Origin of the sequence: Psychrobacillus glaciei, from assembly GCF_008973485.1 — a bacterium.
Lineage (GTDB): Bacteria > Bacillota > Bacilli > Bacillales_A > Planococcaceae > Psychrobacillus > Psychrobacillus glaciei.
Genome location: NZ_CP031223.1, coordinates 52,905 through 76,524 on the forward strand (window position 1 = coordinate 52,905; position 23,620 = coordinate 76,524).

Annotated in this window: 24 protein-coding genes and 2 tRNA genes; 23 read left to right on the top strand and 3 right to left on the bottom strand. The window is 37.2% G+C overall.

Going from position 1 to position 23,620, the window contains the following annotated elements; all coding sequences use genetic code 11:
- Positions 1-1,475 precede the first annotated feature (1,475 nt).
- The 23 genes from ispE (at position 1,476) to PB01_RS00355 (ending at position 21,933) form a co-directional block, all read left to right on the top strand.
- Positions 1,476-2,342 (top strand): 4-(cytidine 5'-diphospho)-2-C-methyl-D-erythritol kinase, encoded by an 867-nt coding sequence (gene ispE, locus PB01_RS00250; protein ID WP_151698336.1) that lies wholly within the window; start codon positions 1,476-1,478, stop codon positions 2,340-2,342.
- A 55-nt stretch (positions 2,343-2,397) separates the two neighbouring features.
- A complete protein-coding gene (gene purR / locus PB01_RS00255) occupies positions 2,398-3,249 on the top strand; it encodes a pur operon repressor (protein ID WP_151698337.1) in 852 nt (283 codons plus the stop codon).
- Positions 3,227-3,598, top strand: a complete 372-nt coding sequence (locus tag PB01_RS00260) for a RidA family protein (RefSeq protein WP_151698338.1) — start codon at positions 3,227-3,229, stop codon at positions 3,596-3,598. The genes purR and PB01_RS00260 overlap by 23 nt, the downstream gene beginning before the upstream one ends.
- 180 nt (positions 3,599-3,778) lie before the next feature.
- The gene (gene spoVG, locus PB01_RS00265; RefSeq protein ID WP_151698339.1) at positions 3,779-4,072 is read left to right on the top strand and encodes a septation regulator SpoVG; all 294 of its coding nucleotides are present in this window, start codon (positions 3,779-3,781) and stop codon (positions 4,070-4,072) included.
- A 199-nt stretch (positions 4,073-4,271) separates the two neighbouring features.
- Positions 4,272-5,642: a bifunctional UDP-N-acetylglucosamine diphosphorylase/glucosamine-1-phosphate N-acetyltransferase GlmU gene (gene glmU, locus PB01_RS00270; RefSeq protein ID WP_151698340.1), complete on the top strand. Its 1,371-nt coding sequence runs from the start codon at positions 4,272-4,274 to the stop codon at positions 5,640-5,642.
- A gap of 22 nt (positions 5,643-5,664) precedes the next feature.
- Positions 5,665-6,624: a ribose-phosphate diphosphokinase gene (locus tag PB01_RS00275; RefSeq protein ID WP_151698341.1), complete on the top strand. Its 960-nt coding sequence runs from the start codon at positions 5,665-5,667 to the stop codon at positions 6,622-6,624.
- 71 nt (positions 6,625-6,695) lie between these two features.
- Positions 6,696-7,298, top strand: a complete 603-nt coding sequence (locus tag PB01_RS00280) for a 50S ribosomal protein L25/general stress protein Ctc (RefSeq protein ID WP_225986120.1) — start codon at positions 6,696-6,698, stop codon at positions 7,296-7,298.
- Between the two features lie 86 nt (positions 7,299-7,384).
- A complete protein-coding gene (gene pth, locus PB01_RS00285; RefSeq protein ID WP_151698343.1) occupies positions 7,385-7,948 on the top strand; it encodes an aminoacyl-tRNA hydrolase in 564 nt (187 codons plus the stop codon).
- Positions 7,949-7,993: 45 nt separating this feature from the next.
- Positions 7,994-8,224 carry an anti-sigma-F factor Fin gene (locus PB01_RS00290; RefSeq protein WP_151698344.1) on the top strand — a complete coding sequence of 77 codons (231 nt, stop codon included), beginning with the start codon at positions 7,994-7,996 and terminating at the stop codon, positions 8,222-8,224.
- Between the two features lie 145 nt (positions 8,225-8,369).
- Entirely contained in the window at positions 8,370-11,903 is a 3,534-nt protein-coding gene (gene mfd, locus PB01_RS00295; RefSeq protein ID WP_151698345.1) for a transcription-repair coupling factor, read from the top strand.
- 86 nt (positions 11,904-11,989) lie between these two features.
- Positions 11,990-12,526: a stage V sporulation protein T gene (spoVT, locus tag PB01_RS00300; protein ID WP_151701906.1), complete on the top strand. Its 537-nt coding sequence runs from the start codon at positions 11,990-11,992 to the stop codon at positions 12,524-12,526.
- Positions 12,527-13,623: 1,097 nt separating this feature from the next.
- Positions 13,624-15,234, top strand: coding sequence for a putative polysaccharide biosynthesis protein (locus PB01_RS00305; protein ID WP_151698346.1), 1,611 nt, complete (start codon positions 13,624-13,626; stop codon positions 15,232-15,234).
- A 12-nt stretch (positions 15,235-15,246) separates the two neighbouring features.
- Positions 15,247-16,704 carry a bifunctional methyltransferase/pyrophosphohydrolase YabN gene (locus tag PB01_RS00310; protein WP_151698347.1) on the top strand — a complete coding sequence of 486 codons (1,458 nt, stop codon included), beginning with the start codon at positions 15,247-15,249 and terminating at the stop codon, positions 16,702-16,704.
- Between the two features lie 7 nt (positions 16,705-16,711).
- Positions 16,712-17,002, top strand: a complete 291-nt coding sequence (locus tag PB01_RS00315; protein ID WP_151698348.1) for an RNA-binding S4 domain-containing protein — start codon at positions 16,712-16,714, stop codon at positions 17,000-17,002.
- Positions 17,003-17,079: 77 nt separating this feature from the next.
- Positions 17,080-17,382 (top strand): sporulation protein YabP, encoded by a 303-nt coding sequence (gene yabP / locus PB01_RS00320; protein WP_151698349.1) that lies wholly within the window; start codon positions 17,080-17,082, stop codon positions 17,380-17,382.
- Entirely contained in the window at positions 17,379-17,876 is a 498-nt protein-coding gene (gene yabQ, locus PB01_RS21835; protein ID WP_151698350.1) for a spore cortex biosynthesis protein YabQ, read from the top strand. The genes yabP and yabQ overlap by 4 nt, the downstream gene beginning before the upstream one ends.
- A 24-nt stretch (positions 17,877-17,900) precedes the next feature.
- Entirely contained in the window at positions 17,901-18,296 is a 396-nt protein-coding gene (locus tag PB01_RS00330) for an FtsB family cell division protein (protein ID WP_151698351.1), read from the top strand.
- 136 nt (positions 18,297-18,432) lie between these two features.
- Entirely contained in the window at positions 18,433-18,864 is a 432-nt protein-coding gene (locus tag PB01_RS00335) for a S1 domain-containing RNA-binding protein (RefSeq protein WP_151698352.1), read from the top strand.
- A gap of 228 nt (positions 18,865-19,092) precedes the next feature.
- On the top strand, positions 19,093-19,917 hold the full coding sequence (locus PB01_RS00340; RefSeq protein WP_151698353.1) for an amino acid ABC transporter substrate-binding protein: 825 nt from the start codon (positions 19,093-19,095) through the stop codon (positions 19,915-19,917).
- Positions 19,904-20,605, top strand: a complete 702-nt coding sequence (locus PB01_RS00345) for an amino acid ABC transporter permease (RefSeq protein ID WP_151701907.1) — start codon at positions 19,904-19,906, stop codon at positions 20,603-20,605. Before PB01_RS00340 ends, PB01_RS00345 begins: the two co-directional genes overlap by 14 nt.
- A 22-nt stretch (positions 20,606-20,627) precedes the next feature.
- Positions 20,628-21,362 (top strand): amino acid ABC transporter ATP-binding protein, encoded by a 735-nt coding sequence (locus tag PB01_RS00350; protein ID WP_151701908.1) that lies wholly within the window; start codon positions 20,628-20,630, stop codon positions 21,360-21,362.
- Between the two features lie 132 nt (positions 21,363-21,494).
- Positions 21,495-21,686, top strand: a complete 192-nt coding sequence (locus PB01_RS21165) for a hypothetical protein (protein WP_225986122.1) — start codon at positions 21,495-21,497, stop codon at positions 21,684-21,686.
- Complete coding sequence (locus PB01_RS00355; RefSeq protein ID WP_225986123.1) at positions 21,646-21,933, top strand: hypothetical protein; 288 nt, start codon at positions 21,646-21,648, stop codon at positions 21,931-21,933. The genes PB01_RS21165 and PB01_RS00355 overlap by 41 nt, the downstream gene beginning before the upstream one ends.
- Positions 21,934-23,039: 1,106 nt before the next feature.
- Here PB01_RS00355 and PB01_RS21695 read toward each other — a convergent pair.
- The 3 genes from PB01_RS21695 to PB01_RS00370 all read right to left on the bottom strand — a co-directional run bounded on the left by PB01_RS21695 (position 23,040) and on the right by PB01_RS00370 (position 23,448).
- On the bottom strand, positions 23,040-23,207 hold the full coding sequence (locus tag PB01_RS21695) for a nucleotidyltransferase domain-containing protein (RefSeq protein ID WP_318837495.1): 168 nt from the start codon (positions 23,205-23,207) through the stop codon (positions 23,040-23,042).
- A gap of 78 nt (positions 23,208-23,285) precedes the next feature.
- Positions 23,286-23,357, bottom strand: a tRNA-Glu gene (locus tag PB01_RS00365).
- A 17-nt stretch (positions 23,358-23,374) separates the two neighbouring features.
- Positions 23,375-23,448, bottom strand: a tRNA-Met gene (locus PB01_RS00370).
- Positions 23,449-23,620 lie beyond the last annotated feature (172 nt).

Consider the following 23,620-nt stretch of genomic DNA (forward strand, 5'->3'; position numbering starts at 1 on the left):
GGGATCCAAAATAATGAACAACTAGCGTTTAGAAAAGGCGGCGAAATCTGCCTTTTCTTTTTGAATAGATAAGAAACTACCATGGCTCAGGTTTAACAAAAGCCACCATCTACAATGAAAAGAGCTAATTTAAACTTTAAACCTTTATTATTTTGAATATAATTGGATATCCTATTAATTTTGAATATGAATAAAGCCGCTGTTTTCATACAAAAGTATATGAATATTGGATGCTAGGAATTCAGTAATAGCTGGGCTTTGTAGAGTAATTTAATGATGGATTTGTGATTTAGCGCTCTTTGATTAGAGTAGGTGGAACTAGAGAAAAATAGATGGTATTCATTGATAAAGAAGCGCTGAGCGGACGAAATTTCATCTTCGTCTGCTTTTAAAAGAATAGGAAGTATCCAATCTCTCATTAACCACACCTAATGCACCTTTTCTCTACACATTTCAAGAGAACGAAGGACAAGCATTCGCCACAAAAATTTCAACGGTAATAGTGTAGCCGATGTTTCATCCAAAGCACTCTGGAAGCGTTAAAGACAAGATGCACTTAAAGGAGGCTTCCGTTTTTTTAAAAGATAAGAAAGTATATGGATTATCGTACTGCGAAACCAGCGTTCATAGTACTTTAAAGAATTATATAATACCGCGGATTTTCGTTTCAGGTGGACGCGTTCCGCGGGGTGAGCGATGAGGAACGAAGGCTAAGAGTGCCACATCGTGTGGCAACGCCTTCGTGACCAACATCCTGTTGGCCTCCGTCTGGAGTCGCCACCTTTCACTACAATCCATTAAGTGAGTAGTTCCTAATAAGAAAGTATATGAAATTGAAATACTAGAAATCCAGTATGCACAACGACTTGAAGTGATTTTAATGGTGTCTTCCTTAAGCAGGATTTCCTATACGTTTTTACTTTTATCGTACACAGTATACATGAATCAGCGGGTAGATGATTAGAATTGGTGGGGCCTGAAAAAATAGGTAGTATTCATTGATAAAGAAGCGCTGAGCGGACGAAATTGCATCTTCGTCCGCTTTTAAAAGAATAGGAAAGTATCTAATCTCTCATTAACCTAACCTTACGCACCTTGTCTCTACAAATTTCAAGAAGGCGACGGACAAACATCCGCCACAAGATTATCGAAAAAAAGTGGATGGAGAAGTGACGCAGTCACTTCTCCATCCACAAAAATTCCCGCGGTAATAGTCTAGCAAATGTTTCGTCCAAAGCACTCTAGAAATAGAGAAGACAAGGTGCACTTAAAGGGCGCTTGCGCTTTTCTTAAAAGAAAAAACAGCTCCTAAACTGTACAGAGTTCAGCTCGAAGTTCTTCTAGGATCCGATTTATTGTTGAATCGACACGATGTCTCGAACTTAGTCTGTATTCCTCTTGCATAGTCGCTTCCGCATTTCTTATGCAGTGTGTTAAAATAGGGGACAACCTATGTTTGAAAAGGAGCAGATGGAATGTACTATGTAAAAGCACCTGCTAAAATAAATTTAACACTCGATGTATTACATAAACGTCCAGATGGTTATCATGAAGTCGAAATGATTATGACGACAGTTGATTTGTCGGACCGTATTGGATTAGAGCGAAGAGAAGATGGGAAAATACATATTCTGTCTGTGGATCGTTTTGTTCCTACTGATTTTAGAAATTTAGCATATCAAGCAGCAAAGATATTAAAAGAAATGTATCACGTAAAGTCTGGAGTTACGATTAAGATTGAAAAGAACATTCCAGTTGCCGCTGGATTAGCTGGCGGTAGTAGTGATGCTGCTGCGACTCTAAGAGGATTAAATACACTTTGGAGTTTAGGGTTATCTTTAGATGAACTTGCTCAAATCGGCACAAAAATAGGTTCTGATGTTGCGTTTTGTGTGTATGGCGGAACAGCACTTGCCACGGGACGAGGAGAAAAGATTCGAGAATTGCCGTCTCCAGCAAATTGTTGGGTAATTCTTGCAAAACCTACACTAGGAGTTTCTACAGCAGATATTTACGGTAGTTTAAAAATAAACCAGATAGAACATCCGAAAACAAAACAAATGATAGAAGCGATTGAAAAAAAAGATTTTGTGCAAATGTGTGACTCTGTGGGGAATGTGCTAGAAAATGTCACATTAAAACTGTATCCTGAAGTTGCTAATTTAAAGGATCAAATGCAAAAATTTGGAGCGGATGCAGTATTGATGAGCGGCAGCGGCCCCACGGTATTTGGGATAGTTCAACACGAATCAAGAGTACAAAGAATTTATAATGGGCTTCGTGGCTTTTGCGATGAAGTATATGCTGTTAGATTAATAGGAGAACGAGACTCACTTGCTTAAATGCGGATGATTGTGATACGTTTTCTTTAAAATATTCGTGTTTGGAGGTGACTATATGAAATGGAAAAGAAGTGAACGACTCGTAGATATGACGCAATACATGATAGAACATCCCCATAAATTAATTCCTTTAACGTACTTTGCATCTTTATACCAGTCAGCTAAATCTTCCATTAGTGAAGATCTAACGATAATAAAAGAAACGTTCGAAGAAAGAGGCAGAGGCTTACTGATAACTGTCCCAGGAGCAGCTGGGGGGGTTAAATTCATTCCTACTATGACAAGCGAAGATGTTAATGAAATAGCACAGAGCCTAATAGAGCAACTTTCAAAAGCTGATCGTTTACTACCAGGTGGTTATTTATATATGACAGATTTATTAGGAAATCCGTCTCTTATGAATAAGGTAGGTAAAATATTTGCATCTTCTTTCGCGCATGAAAAAATAGATGCCATAATGACAGTTGCAACAAAAGGTATTTCGATTGCACATGCAATTGCAAGACATTTAAATGTACCAGTTGTGGTAGTTCGTAGAGATAGCAAAGTAACGGAAGGTCCGACGGTAAGTATTAATTACGTATCTGGATCGGCAAGACGGATTCAAACCATGGTTCTTTCGAAAAGAAGTATGGAAAAAGGACAACGTGTATTAATCACAGACGACTTTATGAAAGTGGGCGGGACAATTAATGGAATGAAAAACCTGCTTGAGGAGTTTAATTGTGAACTTGCGGGGATAGCTGTATTAGTTGAAGCGGATCATGAAGGCGAACAACTAGTGGATGAATATTTATCACTTATAAAATTACGTGAAGTCAATGAAAAAGATGGTACAATTGTTTTAACGGAAGGCAACTATTTTGAGAAGGGTGGAAACAATGATGAAAGCAGTAACAACAACTAATGCACCAGCGGCTATCGGTCCTTACGTACAAGGAGTGATTGTGAACGGAATGTTTTACAGTTCAGGGCAGATTCCATTAACTCCCCAGGGAGAAGTTGTAGAAGGTTCTATTACAGAACAAACAGCACAAGTATTTGCTAATTTAAATGCGGTGCTTACAGAAGCTGGAACCTCATTGTCAAAAGTAGTTAAAACACTTGTTTTCTTAAAAGATATGAATGATTTTGCAGAATTTAACGAAGCATATGAAAAACATTTTGAGGGTCATAAACCAGCGCGCTCTGCAGTAGAAGTAGCGAGGCTCCCGAAAGATGTAAAAGTAGAAATAGAAATAATAGCAGTTGTCTAATAAAAAGAGTATGCCTTCTTCGGAAAGCATACTCTTTTTATTTGTAAAACATGGTCCACAGATTAAAAGACTACAATATTTTAATATTGAAAATATTTTCACAGAAAAGAAGGATACTGGAAAGTTTTGTAGAATTACTATAATAGGATTTTTTCAACTAAGAAGAGAGGTGGTGTAAAAATGGAAGTAACGGACGTAAGATTACGTAAGGTACTATCAGATGGTCGTATGAGGGCTATCGCTTCCATTACACTGGACAACGAGTTTGTTGTACATGATATTAGAGTAATTGATGGAAATGCGGGGTTATTTGTTGCAATGCCAAGTAAGAGAACCCCAGAAGGTGAATTCAGAGATATAGCTCATCCGATAAATTCTGGAACACGTACAAAAATTCAAGAAGCGGTGTTATATGCTTATCATTTGAGTGGTGAACCAGAGGAAGAGGAACAAGCAGTGGAAGCTAGTTATTAGTAATTAGATATTCTAATCGTACACAGTAAAATAATAATTTCTGAATTAAGCCATTTCTAAGGAGATGGTTTTTTTTGTGCTAAAATTATCCATAATACTTGTTTTGTCATGTATTTGTCAAGAGATATTTCCTTGAAAAATCACGCTATTTCCGCTATAGTCAAAAGAGGAAATTAGCCCACTGGAGGGAAAACGGAAAATGACAAATACTTATGCGGTTGTGTTAGCTGCTGGTAAGGGAACTCGTATGAAGTCTAGTCTATATAAAGTACTACATCCTGTTTGTGGGAAACCTATGGTAGAACATGTTGTAGCAAACATGGAGAAGCTAGGCGTTGAAAAGATTGTAACAATTGTTGGACATGGGGCAGAAACTGTTCAAAGCAAGTTAGGTACTAGAAGCGAATACATTCTACAAGCGGAGCAGCTAGGCACAGCTCATGCAGTTCTACAAGCGGAGACGGCACTTCTAAATCTTTCGGGTACAACTATTGTTATATGTGGAGACACGCCTCTAATTACTGCTGAAACAATGAGGGATCTATTAGATCTTCATAAAGAAACAGGTGCAAAAGCAACCATTTTAACAGCAATTGCGAGTAATCCAGCAGGTTATGGAAGGGTTATTCGAGCGGAAGATGGAAGTGTAAAAAGTATTGTTGAACAAAAAGATGCATCTGCAGAAGAGCAACTTGTACATGAGATTAACTCAGGAACTTATTGTTTTGATAACGAGGCATTATTCAAATCGTTGAAATTAGTAAAAAATGAGAATTCTCAAGGTGAATATTATTTGCCGGATGTAATTGAGATTTTACAAAAAGATGGAGAGGTAATTTCTGCATATGCAGCAAAAGACTTTGATGAAATTTTAGGTGTAAATGATCGAATTGCGCTTTCTCAAGCAGAACAAACAATGAGATCTCGTATTGCACAACATCATATGCGTGAAGGCGTGACAATTATAGATCCTAAAAATACATACATTAGTAGTGATGCTGTGATTGGTGCGGATACAGTTATCCAACCAGGAGTTATCATTGAAGGAAATACTACTATTGGAGAAAACTGTACGATTGGCCCAAACAGCCATATTGTTTCAAGTGTAATTGGAAATGGAACGACTATTCATTCTTCCGTTATATTATCGAGCGAAGTGGGTAATCACACGGCTATTGGTCCATTTGCACATATTCGACCACAAACAGAGGTTGGAAACGATGTGAAGATTGGTAACTTTGTCGAAGTAAAAAAATCCACAGTAGGAAATGGAAGCAAAATTTCTCATTTGAGTTATATGGGAGATGCATCAATTGGCTCCAATGTGAACATTGGATGTGGCACAATTACTGTAAACTATGATGGAAAAAACAAATTTATTACGAAGATTGAAGATGATGCTTTTGTTGGCTGTAACTCCAATTTAATAGCTCCAGTTACAATTGGCAATAAAGCATATGTTGCTGCGGGTTCTACCATTACAAAAGATGTACCTGGGGAAGCACTTGCAATCGGACGTGCTCGACAAGAAAATAAATTAGGCTACGTAAAAAAACTTAAACTAAAATAACCCACTATCCAGGAGGATTATCATGCCAGAACAATACGCAAACTCAAAATTGAAAATATTCACATTAAATTCTAATAGAGAATTAGCTGAAGAAATTGCGAAAGAAGTAGGTCTGCCATTAGGTAAATCTACAGTAACTAGATTTAGCGATGGAGAAGTCCAAATCAATATTGATGAAAGTATTCGAGGGTGTGACGTATTCATCGTTCAATCAACTTCAGGTCCAGTAAACGAACATCTGATGGAATTGTTAATTATGCTTGATGCTGTTAAACGCGCATCGGCTCGAACAGTAAGCGTGGTATTACCTTATTACGGATATGCGCGTCAAGATAGAAAAGCGCGTGCTCGTGAACCAATTACGGCTAAACTTGTCGCAGATCTTTTAACAACAGCAGGGGCAACTCGTGCAATCGTACTTGATCTACATGCTCCTCAAATCCAAGGATTCTTTAATATTCCAATTGATCACTTAGTTGCTGTTCCTATTTTATCTGATTACTTCTTAGGGAAAGACCTTGATCCATCCGAATTAGTTATCGTATCACCTGACCACGGTGGTGTAACTCGTGCTCGTAAAATGGCGGATCGTTTAAAAGCTCCGATTGCTATTATAGATAAACGTCGTCCACGTCCAAATGTAGCGGAAGTAATGAATATTGTAGGTAATGTAGAAGGAAAAACGGCTATCTTGATCGATGATATTATTGATACTGCGGGTACCATTTCGATTGCAGCACAAGCTTTAATAGAAAGTGGAGCAAAAGAAGTATATGCTTGCTGTACTCATGCAGTATTATCTGGACCTGCAATTGAGCGAATTGATAACTCCGTGATTAAAGAATTGGTCATTACGAATTCAATTCAATTATCTGAAGATAAAACTTCTCCAAAAATCAAAGAACTATCTGTAGCAAAATTACTGGGCGATGCAATTGTACGTGTTTTCGAAGAGAAATCTGTCAGCACATTATTTGATTGATTCTAAAAACGTTTGAAACATCCTCTAAATGGGTAAGAATATAGGTAGGAACCTATGGGAGGATGAAAAAAATGAGTACATTAATCAATGCCCAAAAGCGTAAACATAAAGAAAATGCAAGTTTGAGAAAAAGTGGGTTTATTCCAGCAATCGTTTACGGTTTCCAAGTGGAATCCCAACCAATAGCCGTAAATGAAAGAGATTTAGCCAAAACACTTCGAGAAGTTGGTCGCAATGGTGTCATAAAACTAGCGGTAGACGGTAAAACTGTCCATGTCGTAATGAGTGATTACCAAATGAATATTCTAAAAGGCCAAATGATTCATGCGGACTTTCTAGCGATTAACATGAAAGAAGAGTTGGAAGTAAATGTATTAGTAAATCTAATTGGTGATTCCGTTGGTGTTTCAGAAGGCGGTATACTCCAACAGCCAAATCGTGAAGTGACGATTACAGTGAAACCATCGGATATTCCTGAGAGTATTGAGTTGGATGTATCGAAAATGGCTATTGGTGATACATTAACAGTAGCAGAAATTCGAGAGACAGTAGATTACTTAATTGTAAATGAAGATGATTATACGCTAGCAATTGTATCAGCGCCTCGCATAGAAGAGGAAGAAACTGAGGCAACTGGTACAGAAGAAGCCGAAACACCAATTAAAGATGAATAAAAGAAAAGAGATTGTCTAAAGGCAATCTCTTTTTTCTAATGGATATGATAAAATGGATGAAATACGTATTAAAGGAATGGAAATGAATGAAAATGATTGTTGGACTTGGGAATCCCGGTAAACAATATGAAGCAACCAGACATAATATCGGATTTCATGTAATAGATGAACTTGCAAATCGATTAAACATACCCCTTACTCAATCTAAATTTAATGGGATGTATGGTATTTCGCACATTGGAGCGGAGAAAGTAATGCTTCTAAAACCACTGACGTATATGAACTTATCTGGCGAATGTATTGTTCCTGTGATGGATTATTTTGATGTGGAAGATGACCAAATGATTGTAATTTATGATGATTTAGACTTACAGGTAGGTAGATTACGTCTTCGTCAAAAAGGAAGCGCAGGAGGGCATAATGGGATTAAATCACTCATTCAACACTTGGGTACACAGGAGTTCAATAGAGTTCGGATTGGGATCGATCGTCCGACAAATGGAATGAAGGTTCCGGATTATGTTTTGTCGAAATTTACTGAAGAAGAGAACGCAGATGTAATAGATGCGGTGAAAAAGAGTGCAAATGCGTGTGAAGCATGGCTAACGAAAAGCTTTTTAGAAGTGATGAATATATATAATGGTGCATAAACTTTAGCGTACATACCTATACTTCCTAAAAAGGAGGTATTAGGAATGCCAATTCATTATAAATGCCGGCATTGTGAAACAGAGATAGGCCAATTGCCGTTGGATTCTATAGATGAACAGTTTTTACAGAAAAACAATATTACACCAGAAGAACAAGATTTATATATAGTGCATGGAGTTGAAGGGGATTATACAGTGCAGTGTATTTGTGAAGAGTGTCAAAGTTCGCTACAAAAATTTCCAAACTATTATGCGTTAAAAAAGTGGATACAGTAAAATTGCTTTGGCACGTTTTCGTGCGCAAAGCCTTTTTCTGTTTTGATAGAATGTCTAGCTAAAGCGCCATGCCCTTCAAGATATACATTTATTGTTGTGGCTAAGTAAGCGTTTTATGCTTTTCTTAAAAGAGCGGGGGGTTGAAATGGAACTTTTAAGCAATTTATTAATGGATGATACACATATGCAAAAACTAGTGAAAGAGTTGGAGCGCGGTCAAGATCAACAACTAATAACAGGTCTTTCGGGTAGCGCAAGAGCAGTATTTATTAAAATGTTATATAGAGCGCGCAGAAAAGCTGTTCTTATTATTACTCCTAATTTACTTCACGCTCAAAAGCTAACAGAGGATTTGGTAAAGCTTGTTGGGGATGACTTGGTGCGTTTGTATCCTGCAGATGAGCTTATAGCCGCTGACATTTCGGTAACAAGTCCAGAGCTACGTGCACAGCGAATTGAAACGTTAGATCATATGTTAACGAAAAGAAATGGCGTTTATATTGTGCCTGTCGCAGGTCTGAAAAAACATATGCCTACTGTGACAGACTGGAAGCAAAGTACTGTTTCTATTGCAGAAGGTGAAGAAGTAGAGCTAGAAGTACTTCTACAAAACTTAGTAAATATGGGATACGTACGACAACCTATGGTTACTGCACCAGGCGAATTCGCTCTAAGAGGTGGCATTGTGGACATTTATCCACTCTATCTAGAGCATCCTATCCGTATTGAATTATTTGATACGGAAATAGACTCAATTCGTACATTTTCAGCAGAAGACCAACGTTCTTTAGATAAATTAAAGGAAATTCGTATTTTACCAGCAACAGAATACGTCCTAACTGAAACGAAGAAGAAACTACTTGCGCATAAATTGGAACAGTCGTTAGCAGAAAGTTTAAAAAAAGTAAAAATACCCGAAATAAAAGATCAATTTTATCAAAATATTCAACATGATATTGAACTTTTAAATCAAGGCGAGCAGCCAAAACAATTTATGAAGTACGTTTCACTATTAGAAGATGGTAATAGCTTCTTAGGCCACTATTTCAATCGAGATGGGATGGTTTTATTTGATGAACTTGGTAGAATTCAAGAAGTTACAGAAACGTTAGAACGAGAAGAAAAAGATTGGTTTTTAGCTTTGTTAGAAGAAGGAAAAACAGTACATGATGTAAAACCATCTTTGAGCTTGAAAGAAATTATTCAAATGCTTCCGAACGAAAAATTGTATTTCTCGTTATTTTCACGCACATTTTCAGGGATAACCATCAAAAAGAATACTACTTTCTCTTGTAAGCCAATGCAAAATTTTCATGGGCAAATGCATTTATTGAAAAATGAACTTGAGCGGTTTACTAATGGAAAGTTTCGTGTCGTTATTCTTGCTGATGGGAAGGATCGCGCACAAAAGATTCATACGGTTCTTGAAGATTATGAAATAGTTTCGAAGATTGGTGCTTCAGGAGAGGACTTGCAGAAGTCGGGGATTTTTATAGTAGATGGAGATTTAGAAGCTGGTTTCGAATTGCCTCTCCAGCGTATTGCGGTCATTACAGATGCAGAATTATTTAAACAAAAACATAAGAAAAAAGCGAGGGCTCAAAAAGTATCCAATGCAGAGCGTATCAAAAGCTATTCTGAAATAAAACCTGGCGATAATATCGTACATATTCATCATGGGATAGGGAAATATATAGGAATAGAAACGCTCTTAGTAAACGGAATTCATAAAGATTATTTGCATATACGTTATCGCGGTGAGGATAAATTATTTGTTCCCGTCGATCAAATTGACCTAATTCAAAAATATGTCGCTTCCGGCGAAAGAGATCCAAAGCTACATAAATTAGGTGGAGCAGATTGGAAAAAAACAAAAACGAAGGTATCTGCTGCTATTCAAGATATAGCAGATGAGTTGTTGAAACTCTACGCGAAACGGGAGTCCGAAGTTGGTTACGCTTTCGAGCCAGATGGTGAAATGCAACAATCATTTGAAGCGGCTTTCCCATATGAGGAAACAGAAGATCAACTTCGTTCGATTGAAGAAGTGAAGCGGGATATGGAAAAGTCACGTCCAATGGATCGTCTTATTTGTGGAGATGTAGGATATGGAAAAACAGAGGTCGCAATAAGAGCGGCATTCAAAGCGGTAATGGAAGGGAAACAAGTAGCATTCCTTTGTCCGACAACCATTCTTGCTCAACAGCATTACGAAACTATGCTAGAACGATTTCAAGACTTTCCAATTGAAGTTGGTTTGCTTAGTCGTTTCCGTTCCAAAAAACAGCAAACGGAGACGATTAGTGACTTAAAAAAGGGACTAGTAGATGTAGTAGTAGGTACACATCGCATATTATCAAAGGATGTTGTCTATCACGATTTAGGACTTTTGGTCGTCGATGAAGAACAACGTTTTGGGGTAAAGCATAAAGAAAAAATTAAACAACTGAAAACAAACGTAGATGTCCTTACACTAACTGCTACGCCTATTCCTCGGACATTGCATATGTCGATGATAGGTGTAAGAGATCTATCGGTCATTGAGACACCACCAAAAAACCGTTTTCCAGTTCAAACATATGTCATGGAATTTAACGGATCACTTGTACGGGAGTCGATTGAACGAGAACTAGCAAGGGGAGGACAGGCATTTTATCTATATAATCGAGTAGAAGACATAACTCGAAAAGTAGATGAAATTCAAATGTTGGTCCCTGGAGCTAGAGTAGGTTTTGCTCATGGTCAGATGCCCGAAACGGAACTTGAATCGGTCATTATTAGCTTTTTAGAAGGCGAGTATGATGTCCTCGTAACAACGACCATTATTGAAACTGGTATTGATATACCAAATGTAAATACACTTATCATTCATGATGCAGATAAAATGGGACTATCTCAGCTTTATCAATTACGGGGGCGTGTAGGACGATCAAATCGAGTTGCATACGCCTATTTAATGCATCAAAGAGATAAGGTTTTAACAGATGTTGCAGAAAAAAGATTACAGGCAATTAAAGAATTTACGGAGCTTGGATCTGGATTTAAAATCGCAATGCGTGATCTTTCCATTCGAGGAGCAGGAAATCTATTAGGTTCACAGCAACACGGATTCATTGATTCGGTTGGTTTTGATTTATATACACAAATGTTAGAAGAGGCTATTGAAGAGAAGCGAACGGGCATCAAAAAAGAAGATCTGCAAGACTTAGAAATTGTTTTATCAACGGAAGCCTATATTTCAGACGATTATATACCAGATGGATATCAAAAAATTCAAATGTATAAACGTGTTAAAGCCATGGAGAAAGAAGAAGAATATTTAGATATCTTAGATGAACTACAAGATCGTTTTGGAGAAATTCCTCTGGAAGCAGACAAATTATTACGAATTGCTCGCCTGAAAATTTGGGGTAAAGATGTAGGGGTAGAATCTATTAAGGAAATAAACAAGCTTGTATCTATTCGTTTTAGTAAAGAGGGTACAAAAAATATAAATGGTGCTTTGCTTGTGGAAAAGTCCATGAAGTATGGACGTGCGGTGGGATTCAGTATGGATGATGCGAATTTAGTCATTACAATAGATGAAAGAAAAACAGGGAAGTTTAATCCATTTGATATCTTGGAAGAAATAATGAGATTATTGCCTGAAGCAAAAAAAGAAACGGTAGAAGTGAAATAACATTTTGCATATTTTTTGGTAATGTGATGCATACTATGGCAGAAATGAAATTTAATACCCAATCAGTCGAAAGTGAGGCACATTACATGAAAGCAACAGGCATCGTACGACGTATTGATGATTTAGGTAGAGTAGTTATTCCAAAAGAAATACGCAGAACGCTTCGAATCCGTGAGGGAGACCCTCTGGAGATTTTTACGGATAGAGAAGGGGAAGTCATATTAAAAAAATATTCTCCTATAAGTCAATTAGGAGATTTTGCAAAAGAATATGCTGAAACTTTATACGAAACGCTTGGAACGCCAGTATTAATAAGTGATCGTGATGAAATGATTGCAGCGGCTGGATTATCTAAAAAGGATTATTTGAATAGAAGACTTAGTCCAGATGTGGAAGAGATTGTTGGAAAACGAACAATTGTTACGGAAAAACATGAAAATTCAGTGGAATGGGTGCCAGGAGTTTTTGAAACGGTAAAGTCATATTGCATTGCTCCTATTATCTCATCGGGTGATTCAATTGGAGCGGTATTTATCATTTCGAAAGTCCACTTTATAGGAGAAGCAGAGATGAAAGCAATCGAAACTGCGGCAAATTTTTTAGCAAAACAAATGGAAAGTTAACCCATATTATTACAAAGCCTTTCTCACATAGGGGAAGGCTTTTTTGGATGATAAGAAACTTTATAAAACAGTATTCATAGGTTTTGTCTCTAGCTACCCAAAACCCTAAGAGATCCAGCAAATAGTTTCTATAAAAAATTTAAAGCTTTACAGCTGTTTTACAGTTAGTCTCGGTTAAGCAAAAAGTAGTCTCGCTATCGGATGAATTGGTCGCATGTGCGCCGCTTGTGCGGTCTCATCTGTCTCCCTGATCCCTTCGGAGTCGCCGTCTGCCGCTGCAATCCAGCATATTTGCTAGCTATTCACTTTTCAATCTTAACTGTATTATCTGAAGTGAAATCCAATAAATAGATGATCGAGACAAATCACATGATGAACACGATAAACTTCCCTTTGAACGCGACAAATTTCTCATAATAAAGTTTTAACTTGGCGTGAGATAGCACTGATTGATTGCACGCACTTTTAATAACGCGTACTAACAAAAAAACCTCTATTCTTGTGTCACTTTTTAATACTTAGTTGGAAAAAAGGGAAGTTTAGTTAAAAAAGAAATTATTCTTCTCTTTTTTATACACAATTCCACAACTCAGAATAACTAGCAAGCTCTAGTGGATTGTAGCGAAAGGTCGGCGACTCCTGTGGGATGAGTGAGACAGATGCCCCATTACATCGTATGCGTAGCGTCGGTGATGGAGCATCGCTCACCCCACGGAAAGCGTCCGCTCTGCAGCGAAAATCCTAGCGGTAACTAAGACGCATTATATCTAAAGTGTCCAAAGTAAACCGAAAACATGTAAATGCAAATGGATTGTATGAACTTTTTACTAAAATGTAAGAAGACGATTAATGAACATGTGTAAAAGAAAGCACCTGATTAAGCGGCTCTTAACTTTTTAAAAGCATTTTGCAATTATATCTTGAGAACTGAATGTGACATTCTAATAATGATGTGCTCTTGCGCAAGCTCGTCGCATAAAAGATGTGTTCCTACGATTACGTCCAAGAAAAAATGTCCTGTCGTGGCAGACATAGGCGATTACGCTTTTATTGATGTATAATGGATGCATTGAACTGAATGGAAGTAGGATTTGCGAATGAGTAATGAATGGAATATGAAAACTTATATGAAAGGCGCTGCAATGTTGACGGTTTCCGCTGTTATTGTAAAGCTGCTTAGTGCTATTTACCGTGTGCCTTTTCAAAACTTAGTGGGAGATGAAGGTTTTTATATTTACCAACAGGTTTATCCATTCATTGGAATAATCACAACATGGACATCTTTTGGCTTTGCAGTTGCTTTATCTAAAATTTTATCTGAATATAGATCGACCGGTAAAGCGCATGCGCTACCCAGAATTTTGCAAATAGCTTTTGTTTATATCGGAATGATATCTATTGCATTTTTTTTATTATTATTCTGGGGATCAGATTTCTTAGCAAAAGCGATGGGAGATGAAAAGTTAGCAAGTCTATTAAAGGCAGGCTCCTATGTTATTTTGTTAATGCCATTGCTAGCTGTTTTAAAAGGAGAATTTCAAGCAGGTGGTCGTATGGGACCAGTGGCCTATGCACAAGTTGTAGAGCAAGTCGTTCGAGTATCCGTCATATTGTTGGGTACATGGATTGTCGTGTCAAATGGTTTAGATTTATATAAGGCCGGAAGCATGGCGATGTATGGTGCAGTAGCTGGAGAATTGGTTGGGGTAATCTTTCTTTCCTTTATTTATTGGAGAGGGTTTGAACGTTCTCAAGTAAAACAGATAAAACAATTCGTTCCGATATGGCATATTTTAAAAGATTTGACGATAATCAGTATAAGTGCAAGTATAAGTGCACTTTTATTTTTACTATTTCAGTTGGTTGATTCATTTACGGTTTTTCAACTATTAGTTGAAAATGGTATGGGAAAACTACAAGCGATGGAGAAAAAAGGTATTTATGATAGAGGACAACCACTAGTTCAATTAGGAATTGTAATTGCTTCCACATTGTCTTTAGCTATTGTACCGTTAGTTGCACATCGAATGAATAAAGAAAAAGGAAGAACGGCTATTCCGTTCATGCAACTTACATTTAGAATTGCTTTCACGTTTGGAATAGCGGCAGCAATGGGGCTGATTGTAGTTCTTCCATATGTAAATGAAATGTTATTCCAAACAAAAGAAGAATCAATTACTTTAATGGTATTTGCATTTCAAATTGTATGGATGTCTTTAATTCTCACCTTGATGGCTATGCTTCAAGGAATCGGGAAAGTAAAAATCCCTACATTATTTTTACTTATTGGCGTATGCAGTAAATGGCTATTAAATGATATGCTTGTACCAACTCATGGTGTATTAGGAGCGGCGATATCCGGAAATATTAGTTTAGCCATTGTATTTTTATGTATGCTTTTTTATTTTAAAAAGAACTGGAATATTCCATTTGCATCTTTTGCGTTTTATAAAGGGATTGCAATTGCTTCGCTCTCGATGATTGTTTGCGTTTCGGCGTATGAATGGTTAGCGGATAACGTCCTATTTGAAAGTTTAACAAGTCGAATCCGGTCTCTATTCATCTCTATTAGTGCTGTGACATTGGGAGCGTTTGTTTTCCTAATAATAATTGCAAAAAGGCGCGTTATTGGAGAGAAAGAGTGGTTTTTATTGCCGTTCGGAAAAAGAATGGCTATTTTCCAGTTGTGGTTAAATAAAGAAAAATAAGGTTGTGAGCAGATGAATGAAATTATAATAATTGGACTTGGAGCGAGCGATCTAGATCAGTTGCCTCTAGGAATATATAAAAAATTAAAAGCAGCCGAACATCTGTATGTTCGGACGGAGCAGCATCCAGTTTTACAGGAATTAAAAAAAGAAGGTCTAACTTGGGCAAGTTTTGATGCAATATATGAGAAAAATGAACAATTTGAAGGGGTTTATGAGGAAATTGTCGAAACACTTCTTCAGCTAGCAAATGAATATCCCATTATGTATGCAGTGCCTGGACATCCGTTAGTAGCAGAACAAACAGTGCAGTTATTAATCGAAGCGGAAAAACAAGGGAAAGTGAAAATTTGCATCGAGGGCGGACAAAGCTTTTTGGATCCCATTTTTGGAGCACTGCGAATAGACCCCATTGAAGGGTTCCAATTGCTAGATGGAACAAGCTTGAAACGGGACACTATTCAAATGAATTCGCATGTACTAATAGGGCAAGTGTATGATGCGTTTAGTGCCTCTGAAGTAAAACTAACGCTCATGGAAAAGTATCCAGATGAATATGAAGTAACGATTGTAACTGCGGCGGGTTCTACAAAGGAAAAGTTAACGAAGGTGCCACTATTCGAGCTAGATCGAGTAATGGAATTAGATAATTTAACTACTTTATATGTTCCACCGATACGTGAACAAGAAGATCGGTTGAAGGAGTGGCAAACACTACGTCAGATTGTGGCTGATTTAAGGGGTCCTAATGGTTGTCCGTGGGATAAAGAACAAACACATTCAACTCTGAAGAAATTCGCGGTAGAAGAAGTGTATGAGCTATTACAGGCGATTGAAGAAGAAGATGATCATCATATTGTCGAAGAGCTCGGTGATGTACTTTTACAAGTATTTTTACATGCGCAAATAGGGGAAGATAACGGCTACTTTAGTCTAGAGGATATACTTCAATCAGTTTCAGATAAGATGATTCGTAGGCATCCTCATGTCTTTGGAGATGTTATTGCGAATGATTCAGAAGAAGTGCTTCGTAATTGGCAACAAATCAAATCAGAAGAAAAGAAAGAAGTCATAGGGTCACTATTGGATGGAGAAATGCGATCGGATTCTTCCTTGCTTACATCTTTTAATTATCAAAAAAAAGTCGCTAAAGTTGGTTTTGATTGGCCTGATGTGACTGGTGCTTGGGAGAAATTTGAGGAAGAGCTGGATGAATGGAAAATAGAGTTGAAAGATGGCACGAGTGACGCGCAAGTGGACGAACTAGGAGATGTGTTATTTACAATTGTCAATTTGGCACGTTTTTATGGTTTATCTCCAGAACAAGCGATAATTCAAGCAAATGAAAAGTTTAAAAGAAGATTTCAATTCATTGAGTCAAGCGTGAAAAAAGGTAAAGGCGACTTTGCACTTTATCATTTAGATGAGCTTGATGATTTTTGGAAAGAAGCAAAGAAATTAGAGAGGTAGGGTTATTATGAGATTAGATAAATATTTAAAAGTATCACGGCTGATAAAACGTAGAACGCTTGCCAAAGAAGTAGCAGATCAGGGGAGAATAACGATTAACGGAAAAGTGGCAAAAGCTAGTTCCGATGTGAAGGCTTTAGACGAGCTATCCATTCGTTTCGGACAAAAAGTGGTTACAGCTACTGTTGATACTATTAAGGACTCTGCGAAAAAAGAAGATGCTGCATCCATGTACACAATTATCAAAGAAGAAAGACTAGAAAAAATAGATCCAGCATTTATGGATGATGAAGATTAAGAAAAAGCATGGCATTTGTCATGCTTTTTTTTTATGTGCATACAATACAAAGATAGGACAAGGAGAGGAGAGAGTATATGCAATTTCAAGCAGAAAATCAAACAATTACCATTCCATCGGGGGATCACTTGATTTCACTAAGAAATCGAAAAAGAATGGATTTAACTTCGGTAAAATCCATTGAACGATTTGATCAAACAGAATTTTATGTAAGAACATCCCAAGGAATCCTTCACATTAAAGGAGAAGAATTAAAGATTGTTCATTTAGACGTAGATAAAGGCCTCCTTACATTAGAAGGAATCGTTCGAGTAATGCAATACGATGAGGAGCAGCAGGCAGACGGAGCAAGAGGATTACTTCATAAACTATTCGGATGACACTCTCTCTCCAATTTGTTAGCTTATTATTGTTGATGGTGAGTGGAATTCTAATTGGGGCAATCATTGAAGGGACGCGCTTTCTAACAGGAAGTTTTTCAAAGCGTTCCTTTATTTTTAAATCTCGAATAGGTATTGAAGTAATTATTTGGATATCACTTGGATTAGGAACCTTTTTCTTGCTTTATGAAGTACGGGACGGGGTATGGAGAGTTTATGATCCGTTGGCGCAATTATTAGGTATTCTTTTATACGAAAAGCTATTTCAGCCCGCATTTCAATTGACGGGAAGGATCTTTTTGCGTTTAATCGTTAAGCCTATATGGTTTATATTACATGCATTTATAACACTAATAGGTAAAATTAGTAGTTTAATCTTCCTGCTAATATTAGTTATTACTAAACCATTTCGTTATATATATTTAAAAACACTGCATTTGGCCCTTCAGAAAAAACCCAACTTCCGTTATAATAAAAAGTACACGAAAAATTGAAATAGTTTGACGGGAGAGGGCGAAGTGGGAGAAAATCAAAGGAAAGCACCTTTTGAGAAACAACTTGCATCAATTAATACTGATTACGTTCGCTCGATCGAACGTCAAGAAAACCGTAAACAGGCCAAAAAACTTCGTTTATTCAGACGCTTATCTATATTTGGAGTTATGTCCGTTGTAATTATTGGTGTTTTAATTTCCGCATTGATAAATAGTAATAATGCTTTAGAAGAAAAAAGAAAGAAAAAAGAACAAGTTACAGAAGAACTTGCAAAAGTACAAGAAGAGCAAGAATTGTTGAAACTTCAGATTTCTAAATTAAATGATGATGAGTACATTGGCAAATTATTGAGAAGAGATTACTTTCTGTCAGAAGAAGGAGAAATTATTTTTGCTTTGCCTGATAGCAACGAAAAATAAGATAAAATAACGCTTCAAAAGAGTAGTCTTATTGACACTCTTTTTTTGTTGGCTATAATAAAGGTAGGGTCTGTATGAAAAAATCGTATATACTCGTTAAAGAGTCGCTTAAATTTTAAGGAGGAGCATTTTTTTTATGTCAATTGAAGTAGGCAGCAAGGTAGAGGGTAAAGTAACAGGAATCACTAACTTCGGAGCATTCGTCGAGCTACCAGGAGGCTCAACAGGTCTGGTTCACATTAGCGAAGTTGCGGACAATTATGTGAAAGATATTAATGAGCATTTGAAGGTTGGAGATGTTGTTGAAGTTAAGGTGATGAATGTTGAAGCGGATGGCAAAATCGGATTATCTATTCGTAAAGCAAAGCCTCAAGCGGAAAGACCAGAGAGACCAGAACGTCCTCAGCGTCCACGTAACAACAATCGTTCAAATGATCGCGATCGTCCGATGAAAGAGAATTTTGAGCAAAAAATGACACGATTCTTAAAGGATAGTGAAGATCGTTTGTCTACGTTAAAGCGTGCAACAGAATCTAAGCGCGGTGGCAGAGGCGCTAAAAGAGGATAAATTGCTGTCTGTTTTATCGGTAGAAAAAATGTTTAATAGATGGAATTATTAAAAGCCCAACTTTTGTTGGGTTTTTTTTATTGTCTGAAGAAGGATGGAATATTCAATGACAAGTGAATAGGATAGGGAAACAAGTAACTAAATAAGTTGATTAATATACTTTGACGTTTGCTTTCTTTTAATATAGTATAATACCTAGTAATTCTATAAGAATAAAGGGGGATAAAAATGAAAAAATTATATACTTTATTATTTGCTATTGTTACTTCGGTTTTCATGCTTGCGGCGTGCGGAAACTCAGATGAAAAAACATCTGATAAAAATAATGCAAGCGCGGACAAATCTAATGCGGATCTATTAGCAAAAATTCAAGGAAAAGGTGAGTTATTAATTGGTACAGAAGGGACATATCCACCATTCTCATTCCATGACGATTCAGGGAAGTTAACAGGTTTTGACGTAGAACTAGCAGAAGAAGTGGCTTCACGATTAGGCGTAAAACCAAAATTTATGGAAACACAATGGGATGCTATTTTTGGAGGTCTTGATTCAAAGCGGTTCGATCTAATAGCGAACCAAGTAGGGATTCGTGAAGATCGATTAGAAAAATATGATTTCTCGAAGCCATATATTTCATCGGCAGCTGTATTAGTAACAAATATAGATAACAACGACGTGAAAAGTTTTGAAGATATTAAAGGTTTACAAGCTGCTCAGACACTAACAAGTAACTTCGGCGATTTAGCAAAATCATATGGAGCAACGTTGGTAGGGGTAGAAGGTTTTAACCAAGCCATAGAGTTGATAAATTCAAAACGTGTAGATGTTACGATTAATGATAAATTATCAGTGTTAGATTTTAAAAAAAATAAGCCTGATGCAGCGGTAAAAATTGTTGCAGAAGCAGATGATGCTTCTCAAAGTGGTTTTATGTTCCGGAAAGGGAACGAAACTTTAATCGAAGCAGTAAACAATGCGTTGAATGAAATAATTGAAGATGGTACGTACGAAAAAATTTCTAACAAATGGTTTGGCGAAAATGTTTTGGAATAGTTTTGACATAGACCCTGACAAATTAGAGCGTTATATAACAATAGCGAGATCCTCCCTTCAGCCTTTGCTGGAGGGAGCTGTTGTCTATACGCTTCCGTTATCTCTTATTACCTTTGTACTCGGGTTAGCAATAGCTGTGTTGACAGCCCTTTCCCGAATTTCAAACGCAAAAACGCTTCAATGGTTTGCTAGAGCTTATGTTTCTGCAATTCGTGGCACACCTTTACTCGTACAATTATTTATTTTGTTTTATGGTCTGCCATCTATTGGAATTGTAATTGATCCGTTCCCTGCTGCTGTTTTAGGATTTTCGTTAAACGTTGGTGCGTATGCTTCTGAAGTGATTCGTGCTGCTATTTTGTCGATTCCAAAAGGTCAATGGGAAGCTGCACAAATGATAGGTATGAATTATGTACAAATGATGCGACGTGTTATTTTACCGCAGGCAACACGTGTATCCATTCCGCCATTATCAAACACTTTTATTAGCCTAGTTAAAGATACATCGCTTGCCTCTCTGATTTTAGTAACTGAAATGTTCAGAAGAGCACAAGAAATTGCTGCGACAAACTATGAGTTCCTTTTGCTATATGCTGAAGTTGCCATTCTGTATTGGGTCATCTGCTTCCTCCTGTCTATTGTTCAAAGCAACTTAGAAAATCGATTTGATCGGTATGTATCGAAATGATGGAAAGGAAGGGGAGTTTATGATGATTAATATACAAGGATTAGTAAAACGTTTTAATCAGGTCGAAGTACTAAGAGGAATTGATTTATCCATTGAGAAAGGACAGGTAATCGTTGTCATCGGACCATCAGGATCTGGAAAGACCACGTTATTACGCTGTTTAAATGTGTTGGAGGTACCATCTGAAGGGATTATTAGAATTGGTGATCAAGCGTTAGATTTTTCAAAACGAATGGCGAAAAAAGAAGTAGAAAGCTTCCGAAAAAAGTCTGCGATGGTCTTTCAGCACTATAATCTTTTCCCACATATGACAGTGCTACAAAATGTGATGGAAGGTCTAGTTACGGTAAAAAAGGAAGATAAGGGAAAAGCCAGAGAAAAAGCTGCTATTCTTTTACAAAAGGTAGGACTCGCAGATAAGCTCGATTATTATCCAAACCAATTATCAGGCGGACAACAACAACGTGTGGGTATTGCGCGAGCACTTGCACTTGAACCAGAAGTAATGTTGTTTGATGAGCCGACATCAGCGTTAGATCCTGAACTAGTAGGGGAAGTTCTTCAAGTAATGAAAGACTTAGCTGGAGAAGGCATTACCATGGTTGTAGTGACACATGAAATGCGTTTTGCGAATGATGTAGCCAATGAAGTGCTCTTTATGGATCAAGGGCGAATTATTGAACGTAGCACACCGAGTGACATGTTCATGCATCCAAAAGAAGAGCGTACTCGCCAGTTTTTAAACTTAATAAAATAAGTCGCAGCGTCCACAGAAAATTTGTGGATGCTTTTTTGTAGGAATAGATTGGTGAAAATAATTCAAAAAAGAAGTTAGATTGGATTTTCAACTCGAATTAAGTAGGGGATGAAAAAAAGAGGAGTGATTCAATTGAAAAAGGAAGAGATACTTGAACACCAACGGAACTACATAGCGTGGATAGAAACTTTGCATGAGGTTTCGGAAGAACAAGCGATATCTCCATATGCAGAAGGTAAATGGTCGCCAAATGAAATAGAAATGCATTTAGCTGAATGGGATCGTGGAACGTCTCCCACAAATGAAAGAGGGGAGAAGACATGAAGAATTTCCCGATTTCGAAGGCTTTAATACAAAAGCAGCAGCCCAGGCTCAGGAACTAACTTTTAAAGAAACCCTAAGGTACGCTAAGCAACAACGTCACGCTATAATAGAGCAACTTCTGGAAATTGAAGAAGTAGAATGGGACAAAGTCTTCTTTATCGGTGAGCACCAATTATCGATTCGTAACTATTTCACCGATTTTATTGATCATGACAATTATCACATAAAGCAAATCTCTAATAACTAGGAATTCGGTTTTGGGGGTTTTGTATATTTCTAGCTATAGCTTCGTATGCCACAAATCAAATGGCGTAATTTTTCTGCTAATACATTTTTTAAATGAAACTTTTTCTTTCTCATAAAGAGTTCACTCTTTATGAGAAAGGGAGGCTTTCGTCTTCTATAGGTTATTAGCAAGTCAGCTTTAGCGCTCTGGTATTCTCTTTCCGCGGAGAGAGCGACGAGCCTCCTACCGCCGCACTAAATCCTAGTTTGTGTAAAATAGAATGATCGATAGTTTTCTTAAGAGATGCAAAAATAGATGAAATTAGCTGCAAGGAAGATCTAGATGTAGAGGGACTCTGGTTAGTAATTATAAGTTGTACCTCTAATTTTAAAATGCTTGATCTTGACTGGTTTTTTCTTTTAAAGTTCACAGTATATATGAATTGGTGGGTGAATAACTAGAGTAGTTGGTACTAGAGAAAAATAGATAGTATCCATAAAATTTCCCTCGTTAATAGTGTATCTGATGTTTCGTCCAAAGCACTCTGGAATCGGTGAAGACAAAATGCACTTAAAGGACACTTGCGCCTCTCTTATTTAATTCCCTAATGAAAATCCATCGAATAGGCCGACCACCGTATGGCTCTAATACATCGTCAGCGATTTTAATTATTTTATTTTTGTCGCCAGTTGTATAATAAAAATCAAAAGCTTCGACAAATTGTTCCGTAAAATGCTCATCATAGTTTTTTAATGCACGTACAATCCATTTACGATTAGTTCGTAAAACAAACTCACTTACTAATTCTGCTAGCGCCTAAGCGATGAAGATATCTTCCGCGCTATTTTTGCTTCCAAATAAAGTCTTCTAAAGCATCTGTGATAAAGTATCGTTTTATATTTATTGTGTCGATAGACCATGCTTCGGGACAGTTAGCTATTAGTTGCCTGGCTTCTTTTTGGATTGGATCTAAGATGTTCCTCGTCTTTCAAGATAATCCTTTCGGCAACTATTTTAGGTAAAGAGGGCCTAGATCTTTTGCTATCACTTTCAAAGAAACTGTTGTATGACGTTAAATTATGGACGGAAATTTCAATTGGTCAACCACCTACTACTAATGCTTCTCTTTAGCGAAAAGGAATATATTGGATGAATACTACAATATCTAAATCAGAAGTCTCCGTCGCTTCTTCTCGGACCGTACTTCCTGCTAAAAGAGCACCTTGGCAGTTAGAAAAGTTTTGAGAAATGAATTGAGTAGCAGCTTCAAAAGGTTTTAGTCTATTTGTATTCATTGATGATTCTCCTTTATTTTTAATATTAAAAAAAGCAGTTCCAAAAGATTTAACTTTTGGAACTGCTTTCTTATTAGATGACCCCTACGGGATTCGAACCCGTGTTACCGCCGTGAAAGGGCGGTGTCTTAACCGCTTGACCAAGGGGCCATATGTTAAAAAATAAATGGCGGCAGAGGGAGTCGAACCCACGACCTTTCGGGTATGAACCGAATGCTCTAGCCAGCTGAGCTACGCCGCCGTTTTTAACGAACAAATTAAATATTACAAGCGATTGGTCAAAGTGTCAATACTTCTATGAAAAAAAGTTAAATTTTTTTAATTAATTGACTAAAAGAGTCGAAAACTTTTTAAAAGCAAATGCCAGAAACAGACATACTTTTTGTTCTAATTGTAGGTATACTTCCATCAAT